The sequence below is a fragment of the Micromonospora solifontis genome, assembly GCF_003725545.1.
In the GTDB taxonomy this organism is placed as follows: domain Bacteria; phylum Actinomycetota; class Actinomycetes; order Mycobacteriales; family Micromonosporaceae; genus Micromonospora; species Micromonospora solifontis.
Genome location: NZ_RJLN01000037.1, coordinates 40,080 through 52,572, shown reverse-complemented (window position 1 = coordinate 52,572; position 12,493 = coordinate 40,080). Strand labels below are relative to the sequence as shown.

The window sequence follows — 12,493 nt, the reverse complement described above, 5'->3', positions numbered from 1 at the left end:
TTCCAGTCGAGGGCCGCCCCAGTAGGGTCGGCCCTCGACTGCGTTAGCGTTCTTGGGGACGCATTCAGGAAGGATGTACCTGTGAGTTCAGGACCGCAGGGCGGGGATCGCCCCCGCCGTTACGAGGACCGCGCCGACCGCCGGCCGGGGCGCGACGACGCCCGCCGCGACGACCGTCCGTCGTACCGGGGGGACCGCGACGACCGCTCGGGCGGCTCGCGGGGCGGCTTCGGCGGTGACCGCCGAGAGGGCGGTTCCCGATCCGGTCCGCGCGACGGCGGTTTCCGTGGTGGGGACCGTCGTGAGGGTGGCTTCCGCTCCGGTTCGCGCGAGGGCGGCTTCCGCGGCGGCGACCGCGAGGGCGGCTTCCGCGGCGGCGAGCGCCGCGAGGGCGGCTTCCGTCGCGACGACAGCCGTGAGGGTGGCTTCCGCCGGGGTGACCGGCAGGATGGCGCCGGCGCCGGCGAGCGCAGGGACAGCTTCCGCGGTGGCGACCGCCGCGAGGGTGGCTTCCGTGGCGGCGACCGCCGCGAGGGCTTCCGCTCCGCGCCCCGGGAAGGTGGTGCCCGTGAGGGCGGCGTCGGCGGTGAGCGCCGTGAGGGTGGCTTCCGCCGCGACGACCGACAGGGCGGCTTCCGGGGTGACCGTCGTGAGGGCGGCTTCGGCGGCGGTGACCGCCGTGAGGGCGGTTTCCGTGGCGGCGAGCGTCGTGAGGGCGGTTTCCGTGGTGGTGACCGCGAGGGTGGTTTCCGTGGTGGTGACCGCGAGGGCGGTTTCCGTGGCGGCGAGCGTCGTGAGGGCGGTTTCCGTGGTGGTGACCGCGAGGGTGGCTTCCGTGGCGGTGAGCGCCGTGAGGGTGGCTTCCGTGGTGGTGACCGCGAGGGTGGCTTCCGTGGCGGTGAGCGCCGTGAGGGTGGCTTCCGTGGTGGTGACCGCGAGGGTGGCTTCCGTGGCGGTGAGCGCCGTGAGGGCGGTTTCCGTGGCGGTGACCGCGAAGGTGGCTTCCGCCGTGAAGGTGTAACCGGCGAGCGCCGCGAAGGTGGCTTCCGTAGCGGTGACCGCGAGGGCGGTTTCCGCGGCGGTGAGCGCCGCGAGGGTGGCTTCCGCCGGGATGACCGCGAGGGCGGCTTCCGTGGTGGTGACCGCGAGGGCGGCTTCCGTGGCGGTGACCGCCGTGAGGGCGGTTTCCGTGGCGGTGAGCGCCGTGAGGGCGGTTTCCGTGGCGGTGAGCGCCGTGAGGGCGGTTTCCGTGGCGGTGAGCGCCGCGAGGGTGGCTTCCGTGGCGGTGAGCGCCGTGAGGGCGGTTTCCGTGGCGGTGAGCGCCGTGAGGGCGGTTTCCGTGGCGGCGAACGGCGTGAGGGTGGCTTCCGCGGTGGCGACCGCCGTGAGGGTGGCTTCCGCCGTGAGGAGCGCGAAGGCGGCTACCGGGGTGGCCGGGAGCGTGCCGAGCGGGACGGTGAGCGCCGTGGATACGGTGACCGCCCCCGCCGGGAGGACGGCCGGACGGGCGGCTACGGGCCGGACCGCGAGCGGCGGGACGACCGGCGGGAGCACGCCGGAGGCCGGGAGGGTGAGCGGGCCGCTGCGCCGGCGCTGCCGGACGACGTGGTGGCGAGCGACCTCGACTCCAGCGTCCGGGCCGAGTTGCTGTCGCTGGCCAAGCCGGTGGCGGAGACCGTCGCCCGGCACCTGGTGGCGACCGGCCTGCTGATCGACGACGACCCGGCGGAGGCGCTGGCGCACGCCATGGCGGCGCGCCGGCTCGCCTCGCGGATCGCCGCGGTGCGGGAGGCCGTCGGGCTGGCCGCGTACCACGCGGGGGAGTGGCAGACGGCGATCGCCGAGCTGCGGACGTACCACCGGATGACCGGGCTGCAGAGCCACCTGGCCGTGCTGGCCGACTGCGAGCGGGCGCTGGGCCGGCCGGAGCGGGCGATCGACCTGTTCCGGGGCGCGGACCGGGAGAAGCTCGACCAGTCCGTGGCGACCGAGCTGCTCATCGTGGCCGCCGGCGCCCGCGGTGACCTCGGGCAGAAGGACGCGGCCGTGGCGATGCTGCAGGTCCCCGAGCTGACCGCCGACTCGTCCGAGCCGTGGGCGGCGCGGCTGCGGTACGCGTACGCGGACGCGCTGCTCGCGGTGGGTCGGCGCGAGGAGGCCAGGGAGTGGTTCTCCCGGGCCGCCGACGTCGACGCCGAGGGGGAGACCGACGCCGCCGAGCGGCTGCTGGAGCTCGACGGCGTCGTCATCGAGGGCGACGACGAGGAGGACGAGGAGTTCGTGGCCGGACCGGGCGCGCCGGGGGCCGTGCCGGCCCGACCGGGCGCCGAGCTGGCCGGCGGCCCCGACTCCGACGCGGACGACGACCTCGACACTGACGCGGACGACAACCCGGACGCGGACGACCTCGACGCCCGCTACGACGATGACGAGGACGATGACGACCTCGACACCGACGAGGATGAGGACGACGAGGACGAGGACGACGACGACCTGGACGCCGACGACGACCTGGACGCCGACGCGCGGCTGGGCGACGACGAGGACCGGGGCGGCGAGGCGGCCGGGTACCGGGACCGCGACGGCGCGGACCTCGGCGACGACGAGCTGACCGACGCCGCGGCGGGGTCCCTCGCCGACGACACCCGCTCCGCCCCGGCCACCGGTGACGCGGTGACCGACGGCGGGGACCGGGCGGCGGAGGCGGACCGGCGGTGACCGGTAGCGCCGGGGACGCGCGGGCCGGGACGTCCGGAACGCGGCTGGTCGACGGGTACTCCCTGGTCGTCTTCGACCTGGACGGGGTGATCTACCTGATCGACCGGCCGATCCCCGGCGCCGTCGAGGCGGTGGGCCGGCTGCGCGCCGAGGGCAGGTCGGTGGCGTACGCCACCAACAACGCCTCCCGGCGCTCCAGCGAGGTGGCCGACCTGCTCACCGGCATGGGCGTGGCGGCCCGGCCGGAGGAGGTGCTGACCTCCGCGGCCGCCACCGCCGAGCTGCTGCGGGACCGGCTGCCCGCCGGCGCGCCGGTGCTGGTGGTCGGTGCGGAGGCGCTCCGGGCCGAGCTGCGCGCGGTCGGCCTGCGGCCGGTGGTGACGGCCGACGAGAACCCGGCCGCGGTCGCCCAGGGGTACGGCCCGGACGTCGGCTGGGCCGACCTGGCCGAGGCGTCGCTGGCGGTCCGCGCGGGTGCCCCCTGGTACGCGACGAACACCGACCGCACCCTGCCCAGCCCGCGCGGCCCGCTGCCGGGCAACGGTTCCCTGGTGGCCGTGCTGCGTACCGCGCTGGGCCGGGATCCGGACGTGGTGGTGGGCAAGCCGGAGCCGGCGCTCTTCGCCACCGCGGCCCGTCGGGCCGGCGCGGGGCGGACCCTGGTGGTCGGCGACCGGCTGGACACCGACATCGAGGGCGCCCGCCGGGCCGGGCTGGACTGCCTGTTGGTGCTCACCGGGGTCAGCGACGTACCGGAGCTGCTGGCCGCACCAGAGGAGCGCCGGCCGACGTACGTCTCGTTGGACCTGGCGGGGCTCTTCGACCCGGCGGCGGTGGTGCGGGTGCCCGGCGCGCCCGACGCCGGTGGCTGGTCGGCGACGGTGGCCGACGACGGGCTGCTCCTCGACGGCGCGGGACGCCCGCTCGACGCCCTCGCCGCGCTCTGCGCGGTCGCCTGGTCGGCCGGGGCCGGCGCGCGGGTGCGGGCGGCGTCCCCGGCCGCGGAGCGGGCCTGCTCCGCGCTGGGCCTCGCGGACTGACCGTCAGAGCAGCTTGCGGAGCTTCATCAGGTCGAACGGGTTGGCCTTGATGGACACCCGGCGGGAACCGACCGCCTGCATGATGTCGAGCTGACCGTGCACCAGCGCGACCAGGTCGTCGCTGTTGGCGCTGAGCGCGATCTTCGCCTTCGGGTCGTCGCCGTCGCTCAGGTCGACCAGCCGGCCGCCCTCGAGGCGGCCGTGGAAGGCGGTGTCCAGGTCGGTGATCCGGCAGGCCAGGGTGCGGTCCAGGTCGATCCGGCCCTGCGTCGTGGTGTGCCGGTCCAGCCGGGCGGCCAGGTCCTGCAACGCCTGCCGGCACTCGTCCACGCTGGCCACATCGTCTCCTCACCACACGCCACGCCGTTCCCCGGCACCGTACCGCAATGGGGCGTCCCAGGCGCCCGGTAGCGTGACACCTGCACACCCCGCCCCGTGGAAGGACTCAGGCATGCAGGACGCGTGGCGCGCCTACCTCGAGCTGGCCATGGGCCTGACCGAGGCGCCCCGGAAGAAGGCCCAGGACGCGGTGCGGCGGGTGGTCGGGCAGGGCGGTGCGAGCGCCGCCCAGCTCCAGTCGCTCGCCGAGGAACTCGTCTCCACCGGGATGGCCAACCGCGAGGCGCTGACCAAGCTGATCCGCTTCGAGGTGGACCGCGCGTTGGGTGCGGTCGGACTGGCCACCGCCGACGAGGTGGCTGAGCTGACCCGCCGGGTCCGCGAGCTGGAGCGGCAGCTGCGTGAGGCGAAGGCCGTCCCGGCCGGGCCCGCCCCCGAGCCCCGACCCGCGCCGACCGGGCCGGCCGGCGCCGAGCCGACCGGCGCCGAGCCGGCCCAGACCGAGCCGGCGGCCCCCGCCGCGGCCACCCCGGCCGCCGCCCCCGCCGAGGCGGTGGCGAAGAAGGCGATCGCGAAGAAGGCCGTGGCGAAGAAGGCCATCGCGAAGAAGCCGGCGGCCACGGTGGCGCGTACCCCGGCGGCGGAGTCACCCGCCACGCCGGTCCGGCCGGCGAAGAAGGCCACCGGCCGCCGGCAGCCGGGAGGTGCCGCGTCGTGACCGCCCCGTACCGCCCCGGCCCGCCGCCAGGTCCGCGTCCCGGTCCGCCGCCCGGCGGCGCCCGTCCGGGGCCGCCGCCCGGGGTGCGGCCCGCGCCGGTGGAGGAGGTCGGCGAGGCCCGGCACCCGGCGGTGGACGCCGCCGTGCAGGCCATGATCAACGCCGAGGCGCTCTCCCCGGCCGACCAGATCGCCCAGTACGAGGCGGCGTACGAAACGCTGCGCGAGACCCTGGCCAGCATCGACCAGGCCTGACCCACCGGAGAAGAACCACCCATGGCACGTCGTACCCGGCTGGATGCCGAACTCGTCCGCCGCGGCCTGGCCCGCTCCCGCGAGCAGGCCGCCGCGCTGGTGGCGGCCGGCCGCGTCCAGCTGCGCGGGGTGCCGGCCCGCAAGCCCGCCGCGATGGTCGACCCCGCCGACCCGCTGCTGGTCACCGGCGAGGATCCGGGCACGGAGTACGTCTCCCGGGGCGGGCACAAGCTGGCCGGCGCCCTGGCCGCGTTCGCCCGCGGTGGGCTGGCCGTCGCCGGCCGGCGCTGCCTGGACGCGGGCGCCTCCACCGGCGGGTTCACCGACGTGCTGCTGCGCGCCGACGCCGCCGAGGTGGTGGCCGTCGACGTCGGGTACGGGCAGCTCGCCTGGACCCTGCGGAACGACCCCCGGGTACGGGTCTTCGAGCGCACCAACGTGCGTACCCTCACGCCGGAGGCCATCGGCGGCGAAGTCGACCTCACGGTGGCCGACCTGTCGTTCATCTCGCTGCGCCTGGTGCTGCCGGCCCTCGCCGGCTGCACCGGCCCGGACGGCGACCTGGCGCTGATGGTGAAGCCGCAGTTCGAGGTCGGCAGGGAGCGGGTCGGCGCGGGCGGCGTGGTCCGTGACCCGCAGCTGCGCGCGGAGGCGGTGCTCGACGTGGCCGCCGCGGCCGGGCGGCTCGGCCTGGGGTTGGCGGACGTGGCGGCGAGCCCGCTGCCGGGGCCGAGCGGCAACGTCGAGTTCTTCGTATGGTTACGCCGGGACGCGCCCGCCGCGGACCCGGAGCGGGTCCGCGCGGTGGTGGCGGCCGGCCCGCAGGGATTCCCGACGGAGCCCACGAACGAGGAGGTGTCCGGGTGAGCCGGACCGCTCTGCTGGTGACGCACACCGGCCGTCGACGCAGCACCGAGCACGCGCGGGCGGTGGCGGCGGACCTCATCGCGGCCGGCTTCGAGGTGCGGGTGGTGGCCGAGGAGGCCGACGACCTGGACCTGCCCGGGGTGGTGCCGGTGACCGGGCCGGAGGCCGCCGAGGGCGCCGAGATCGTCTTCGCGTTGGGCGGGGACGGCACCTTCCTGCGCGCCGCCGAGCTGGCCCGCCCGGCGAAGGCCCCGCTGCTCGGCATCAACCTCGGCAAGGTCGGCTTCCTCGCCGAGGCGGAGATCGACGACCTGGACAGCGCGGTACGCGACGTGGTCGGGCGCAACTACACGGTGGACGAACGGCTCACCCTCGACGTGACCGCCGAGTTCGACGGCGGCCCGACCATCGAGTCGTGGGCGCTCAACGAGATCAGCGTGGAGAAGGGCGAGCGGGCCCAGATGCTGGAGCTGCTCGTCGACGTCGACGGCCGGCCGCTGTCCCGGTACGGCTGCGACGGGGTGGTCTGCGCGACCCCGACCGGCTCCACCGCGTACGCCTTCTCCGGTGGCGGACCGGTGGTGTGGCCGGAGGTGGAGGCGCTGCTGCTGGTGCCGATCAGCGCGCACGCGCTGTTCAGCCGGCCGCTGGTGACCGCGCCGACGTCCACCTTCGCGATCACCGTGGACCCGTTCACCACCCTCGCCGTGCTCTGCTGCGACGGGCGCCGGGTCTACGACCTCCCGCCGGGCGCCCGGGTCACCGTCCGTCGGGGCGCGCTGCCGGTCCGCATCGTCCGGCTCAAGGACCGCCCGTTCACCGACCGGCTGGTCGCCAAGTTCGACCTGCCGGTACAGGGCTGGCGGGGCAACCGCCGCTGACCTGCCGTACCGCCGCCCGCCGCGCGATCGGCGCGGCGTGGCCGCCGCACGGCCGATGCGGCGCCACCGGATCGGCGTACCCGATCGGCGGTTCGGGCGGATACGGTAGGAGCCTCCCTCGACGGCGGCGCGCGGGCGCCGGGTCACGGCGACCATTCGCGGACCGGCACGGGGTGAGCCGTCCCGCCCGTCGCGGGCCCGGCTCCCCGGGCGCGGGCCGGCGTCGAGGCCGGTGGAACCGTCCAGCGGACGGTCAGGAGCGTGCGGGCTGCGCTGAGGTGGAGTCCGGGCGGGGCGGTGAGGCCCGTGTCCGCCCGGGCGCGCGGTCCGGCGGTCGTGGCTTCCGACCAGGGGGTGGTCGGGACCACGACGGTCGGGGTGCCGGAGGAGTCGTGGCCGGCCGCGGCGGGCGGTCCGGCCAGCCGGACCCGGCCGGGTTTCGACCCCGGCCGCTGGTCAGGTCGGTGGGCCGTCGTCGGAGGAAACGGCGGCCCGCCAGCTGAGCGGCGCGACTCGGTCCGGCACCCCGACCATCACCCACCCGACTCCGTACGCCGTCGTTCGGCGGCCGCTTCCCGGGCCTCCGGTGGTCCGACCGCGGTCGTCCCGTGTCCACCTGGCGACATGTCGCCGGTAGGGCGGGCCGTAACCGGTGACCGACCGATGATCTTCGGCGCAGACTCCGGACGGCCGACCTCCACCGAGGCGGCTCTGGAGTAGAGGAGCGCATCGCATGCACCGGTCCCCACGCTGGCTCGCCGCCGGCGCGGTCGGCGCGTTGCTGGTCGGGCTCGCCGCACCGGCGTCCGCCGACCCGCCCGCCCCGCCCGCCGCCCCGAGCCCGGCCACCGCCGGCCCGGACCCGGCACCCGCCCGGGTCACCCTGATCACCGGCGACCGGGTCGAGCTCGTCCGGGCCGCCCCCGGCCGGGTCGCCGCCACGGTCCACCCCGGCCCCGGCCGGGAGCGGATCACCTTCCAGACCGTGCAGGCCGACGGCGGGCTACGGGTGCTGCCCAGCGACGCCGTCCCGTACCTGGCGGCCGGGGTGCTCGACCCGGACCTGTTCGACGTGCAGGAGCTGGTCGCCGACGGGTACGGCGACGTCGAGCGGGACGCGCTGCCGCTGATCGTGCGCTACCAGGAGCCGGCCGCGGGCCGGGTGCGGACGCTGGCCGGGGCCACCGCCGTCCGCCCGCTGGAGAGCATCAACGGCGCCGCCCTGCGGGTCGGCCGGGACGACCTCGGTGGGTTGTGGACGGCGCTGCGCGGCACCTCCGTGGCGCGTACCGCGGCCGGCTCGCCGGCCCGCTTCGGCGCCGGCGTGGCCCGGGTCTGGCTGGACGGGCGGGTGCACGTGGCGTTGGAGCGCAGCGTGCCGCAGATCGGCGCGCCGGCGGCCTGGGCGGCCGGCCGGGACGGCGCGGGCGTCGAGGTCGCGGTGCTCGACACCGGCGTCGACGCGGGCCACCCGGACCTGGCCGGCCGGATCGCCGAGGCGCGGGACTTCACCGGCGGCGGCAGCGCCCGGGACGGGCACGGTCACGGCACGCACGTGGCCGCCACCATCGCCGGCAGCGGCGCGGCCGCTGACGGGCTGCGTAAGGGCGTCGCGCCGGGCGCGCGGCTGCTGGTCGGCAAGGTGCTCGACGACTCGGGCGCCGGGTACGACTCGTCGATCATCGCCGGCATGGAGTGGGCCGCCCACTCCGGCGCGAGGGTGGTCAGCATGAGCCTCGGCGGCCCGCCGACCGACGGCACCGACCCGATGAGCGAGGCGGTCGACGACCTGACCGCGGAGACCGGCACCCTGTTCGTGATCGCCGCCGGCAACGAGGGCGCGGCGAGCAGCGTCGGCACCCCGGGCGCGGCCACCGCGGCGCTGACCGTCGGCGCCGTCGACCGCGACGACGAGCTGGCGCCGTTCTCCAGCCGGGGCCCGCGCGCCGGGGACAACGGCCTGAAGCCGGAGATCACCGCCCCGGGCGTCGGCATCGTCGCCGCCCGGGCCGCCGGCACCACCATGGGTACGCCGGTGGACGACCTGTACACGCGGGCGTCCGGGACGTCGATGGCCACCCCGCACGTCGCCGGCGCGGCCGCCATCCTCGCCCAGGAACACCCCGACTGGACCGCCGGGAAGCTGAAGGACGCGCTGGTCAGCACGGCGAAGGCGAATCCCGCGCTGACGGTCTTCGAGCAGGGCGGCGGCCGCGTCGACGTGGCCCGGGCGCTGACCCAGCGGGTGTACGGCTCGGCCACCGCCGACTTCGGCCGGGTGGCCACCGGCGGCGTGCCGGTGACGCGGACCGTGACCTACACCAACGGCACCGCCGCGGCGCAGACCCTGCGCCTGGCGCTCGACCTGCGCAACCTGGACAGCGGCACGGTCGAGCCGGACGGGGTGTCGCTCGACGCCACCGAGGTGACCGTGCCGGCCGGCGGCAGCGTGGCCGTCCCGCTGCACGCCGACCCGGCGAAGCTGGATCGGGGGGTGCACGGCGGCTGGCTGGTGGCCACCGGGGCGGACGGTGTCGCGGTGCGGACCGCCGTCGGGCTCACCCTCAGCGGCCCCCTGCACACCGTCACCCTCAGCGCGCTGGACCTGCGGGGGCAGTCGGGTACGGCGTCGGTGGTGACCCTGTTCGGCGAGCACGCGGAGTCCGACCGGCTCGGCTTCCTCCTCCCCGGCATGGAGTGGCAGGTGTCGGTGGAGGAGGGCCCGTACCTGCTCGAAGGGTTGATCGAGCACGGCGCCCCGCTGGACGAGCAGCTCACCCTGGTCACCGATCCGGAGCTGACCGTCGACCGGGACCTGACCGTGGTGCTCGACCCGCGGCAGGGCACCCCGGTGCGGATCGAGACGCCGAAGCCCACCGAGCAGCGGGACACGATCAGCTTCTACGAGCACCGGGTCTTCGGCAACGGCCGGCAGGTCGACCACGGCGTGATGGCGTTCAGCACGGTCCAGCAGGTGAACGTCACGCCGACCCGGCCGGTGCGCCGGGGCGAGTTCGAGTTCGCCTCCCGCTGGCAGCTCGTCGCGCCCATGGTGACCGCCCAGGTCAGCAACGTCACCGGCCCGCTGGACATCAACCTGCTGGGCCAGTCGCCGGCACCGGCCGGCCGGCGGAAGCTGCCGCTGGTCTGGGCCGGCGACGGCACTCCCGCCGAGCTGGCCCGGGCCGGCGTCCGAGGGGCGGCCGCGCTGGTCGCCGGCAGCTACGACCGCGCCGAGGAGGACCAGATCGCCGACGCCACGGCGGCCGGTGCCGCGACCGTGCTCATCGTCCGCCCGGCGGACCGGAGCGCGTGGACGGTCTGGCGCCCGGACGGGGACCGGTTGCCGATCCCGTCGCTCGTGGTCGCGTACGACGACGGACAGCCGATGATCGCGGCGGCGAAGCGCGGCCGCGCCACCCTGGACCTGACGCTGACCGTGGACAGCCCCTACCTGTACGACGTGTGGCAGGTGTCGAAGGGGCGGGTGCCCGAGCGGATCCTGCACCGGGTCACCGCGGACAACACCGCCGAGGTGACCGCCCGCTACGCCGACACCGGCGGCTTCGACTGGGCCGCCGAGCAGCGGTTCGGGTGGCGGCCCTGGCAGGAGTACTCCTGGAACGACGACCAGCGGATGGTGCGTACCGGCACGGTGCGGCAGGAGTTCGTCAGCGCCGGGGACTCCTGGTGGCAGCAGCGGGTGCTGCACCGACTGTCCTGGTCGGACTGGGGTCCGCTGATCGGCGGGCTGGCCGGGCGGCCCCGCCGGTACGCGGCCGACGACCGGGTCACCGAGACGTGGCACGCGCCGGTGGTCCGGCCGGCCGTGCCGGTCGGCGGCGGGGCGCCGCTGCCCACCCGTACCGGGGACATCCTGGACCTGCGGGTCGCCGAGTTCGTCGACGCCGACGGCCACTACGCCCCGGCCGGGTTCGGTGAGGAACAGGACACGGTGCAGGCCCGGCTCAGCCGGGACGGGCAGCAGATCGCCGACCTCTCCGGCGGCTGGGCACCGGTGCCGACGGTGCCCGGGGCGGCCCGTTACCGGCTGGACCTGACCACCCGGCGCTCGTCGGACGAGTGGCGTTGGGCCACCCGGACCGAGACGGCGTGGGAGTTCAGCTCGGCCCGTCCGACCGGGGACGCCGCCCAGCCGCTGCCGCTGCTGCAGGTGGACTACCGGGTCCCGGCCGACCTGCGCGGCGAGGTGGCCGGCGGCCACCCGCACCCGGTGGGGCTGACGCTGCGCCAGCCGGCCGGCGTGCCGGCGCCGACCGGTGCGGCCGTCCGGGTCGAGGTGTCCTTCGACGGCGGCTCGAGCTGGCGGGCGGTGCCGGTGCGCGGCTCCGGCACCCGGTTCACCGCGCAGGTGCCGGCCGGGCACGGCACGGTGTCGCTGCGGGTGCACGCCCGCGACGGGGCCGGCAACACCGTCGAGCAGACCGTGCTCGACGCGTACGGGCTGCGCTGAGCCGACGTCCGCGCGGGGCGAACCCCCCTCACCCGCGCGGACGTCCTCCTCGGCCGTCCGGGGTGACCGCCAGGGGGTGTGGGCACCCCGGACGGCCGCGGCCGTCGCCGCCGCCGGCACCGCACTCGGGAAGCGGGGCCGGCGGCGGTGCCGGTCGGGTCAGATCCAGCCCCGGCGGGCGACCTGGAAGGCCAGCCCGGGCCGGGTGTCCACCCCGGCGATCGCCATCAGGTCGGCCAGCCGGCGTTGGACGGTACGCCGGCTCACCCCGAGCTGTGAGGCGATGGACTTGTCCGGCACGCCGGCCACGAAGAGCGACAGCAGCCGGGACTCCTCGGCGTCGGGCAGGTAGCCGTCCCGGCCCCGGTCGGTGGGCGGGTCGGCCGAGCGCAGCGGGGTCGCCATCAGCCAGTGGCTCTCGAAGAGCGCGAGCAACGCGTCCAGCAGTTGACTGCGGCCGATCACCGCGGCCGTCGGTTCACCGCTGTCCCGCTCGCCGACGAGCGGGCAGATCGCCGTCCGGCCGTCGACGATGGCCAGCCGGACCGGCAGCCGGTCCAGGACCCGGGCCTGCTCCCCGGCGCGTACGCCCTGCTCGACGTCCGCCAGCGCGCCCGGTTCCAGGAGCATCTCCCGTTCGTAGATGGCCCGGTAGCGGACGCCGCGGGCCAGCGCGTCGAACTCCTCGACGTTCTCCTGGCCGGGCATGGCCAGCGGGTTGGCCCGGCAGAACCAGAGCACCTCGTCGCGGGCGCCGTTCTGCATGTCCCGCAGGCGCTCGCGTAGCGCCCGCGCGCCGGTGATCACCTCGACCAGGTGGTCGGCGTCGTGCCGGCGCATCCCGGCCCGGTACTCCTCGGTGAGCTGGGTGACCGACGCGCGGGCCGCTTCAAGGGCCTCCTGGCGGCGCAGCAGCGCCGCGCCGAGCGGGACGTCGGGCGGCAGCGGCCGCAGCGGCGCGTCCGGCTCCGGCCCGGTGGCCAGCACCAGTCCCTGCCCGCGCAGGGCGTCGAGCTGCGCGCGGACGACCGCCGTCGGGCGGCCCAGCCGTTCGGCCAGTTCCGCCGCCCGGGCGGTGGTGAGCCGTACCAGGCAGCGGTAGAGCTGCTCCTCGTCCGGGGTCAGCCCGATCACGTCCAGCACGGGGCAGAACTGTACGACGCGGCCGTACGCGGGCCACAGCCAAGCCCGCGCCGGCTGGC

General features: G+C 76.5%; 9 protein-coding genes and 1 pseudogene. 7 read left to right on the top strand and 3 right to left on the bottom strand.

Annotation, left to right across the window (positions count from 1 at the left end; translation table 11 throughout):
* Positions 1 to 87: 87 nt before the first annotated feature.
* Positions 88 to 1,554 carry a hypothetical protein gene (locus EFE23_RS28175; protein ID WP_158675864.1) on the bottom strand — a complete coding sequence of 489 codons (1,467 nt, stop codon included), beginning with the start codon at positions 1,552 to 1,554 and terminating at the stop codon, positions 88 to 90.
* Positions 1,555 to 1,689: 135 nt separating this feature from the next.
* Between EFE23_RS28175 and EFE23_RS29755 the strand changes: the two are divergent.
* Both EFE23_RS29755 and EFE23_RS15035 read left to right on the top strand, forming a co-directional pair.
* A pseudogene (locus EFE23_RS29755) lies at positions 1,690 to 2,335 on the top strand (tetratricopeptide repeat protein); the annotation flags it as partial.
* Positions 2,336 to 2,714: 379 nt separating this feature from the next.
* Positions 2,715 to 3,758, top strand: a complete 1,044-nt coding sequence (locus EFE23_RS15035) for an HAD-IIA family hydrolase (RefSeq protein ID WP_123241555.1) — start codon at positions 2,715 to 2,717, stop codon at positions 3,756 to 3,758.
* A 3-nt stretch (positions 3,759 to 3,761) separates the two neighbouring features.
* Here EFE23_RS15035 and EFE23_RS15030 read toward each other — a convergent pair whose 3' ends face one another.
* Complete coding sequence (locus tag EFE23_RS15030) at positions 3,762 to 4,097, bottom strand: SCP2 sterol-binding domain-containing protein (RefSeq protein ID WP_123241554.1); 336 nt, start codon at positions 4,095 to 4,097, stop codon at positions 3,762 to 3,764.
* Positions 4,098 to 4,209: 112 nt separating this feature from the next.
* On the opposite strand from EFE23_RS15030, the gene EFE23_RS15025 reads away from it, so the two are divergent.
* From EFE23_RS15025 to EFE23_RS15005, 5 genes are all read left to right on the top strand, one after another.
* Positions 4,210 to 4,815 carry a phasin family protein gene (locus tag EFE23_RS15025; RefSeq protein ID WP_123241553.1) on the top strand — a complete coding sequence of 202 codons (606 nt, stop codon included), beginning with the start codon at positions 4,210 to 4,212 and terminating at the stop codon, positions 4,813 to 4,815.
* Entirely contained in the window at positions 4,812 to 5,069 is a 258-nt protein-coding gene (locus tag EFE23_RS15020) for a hypothetical protein (RefSeq protein ID WP_123241552.1), read from the top strand. Before EFE23_RS15025 ends, EFE23_RS15020 begins: the two co-directional genes overlap by 4 nt.
* A gap of 21 nt (positions 5,070 to 5,090) precedes the next feature.
* Positions 5,091 to 5,936 (top strand): TlyA family RNA methyltransferase, encoded by an 846-nt coding sequence (locus EFE23_RS15015; RefSeq protein ID WP_123241551.1) that lies wholly within the window; start codon positions 5,091 to 5,093, stop codon positions 5,934 to 5,936.
* Positions 5,933 to 6,817, top strand: a complete 885-nt coding sequence (locus EFE23_RS15010) for an NAD kinase (RefSeq protein ID WP_123241550.1) — start codon at positions 5,933 to 5,935, stop codon at positions 6,815 to 6,817. The genes EFE23_RS15015 and EFE23_RS15010 overlap by 4 nt, the downstream gene beginning before the upstream one ends.
* A 733-nt stretch (positions 6,818 to 7,550) precedes the next feature.
* Positions 7,551 to 11,291 carry a S8 family serine peptidase gene (locus tag EFE23_RS15005; protein WP_123241549.1) on the top strand — a complete coding sequence of 1,247 codons (3,741 nt, stop codon included), beginning with the start codon at positions 7,551 to 7,553 and terminating at the stop codon, positions 11,289 to 11,291.
* 159 nt (positions 11,292 to 11,450) lie between these two features.
* Here EFE23_RS15005 and EFE23_RS15000 read toward each other — a convergent pair whose 3' ends face one another.
* Positions 11,451 to 12,434, bottom strand: a complete 984-nt coding sequence (locus EFE23_RS15000; protein ID WP_123241548.1) for a helix-turn-helix domain-containing protein — start codon at positions 12,432 to 12,434, stop codon at positions 11,451 to 11,453.
* Positions 12,435 to 12,493: the final 59 nt, after the last annotated feature.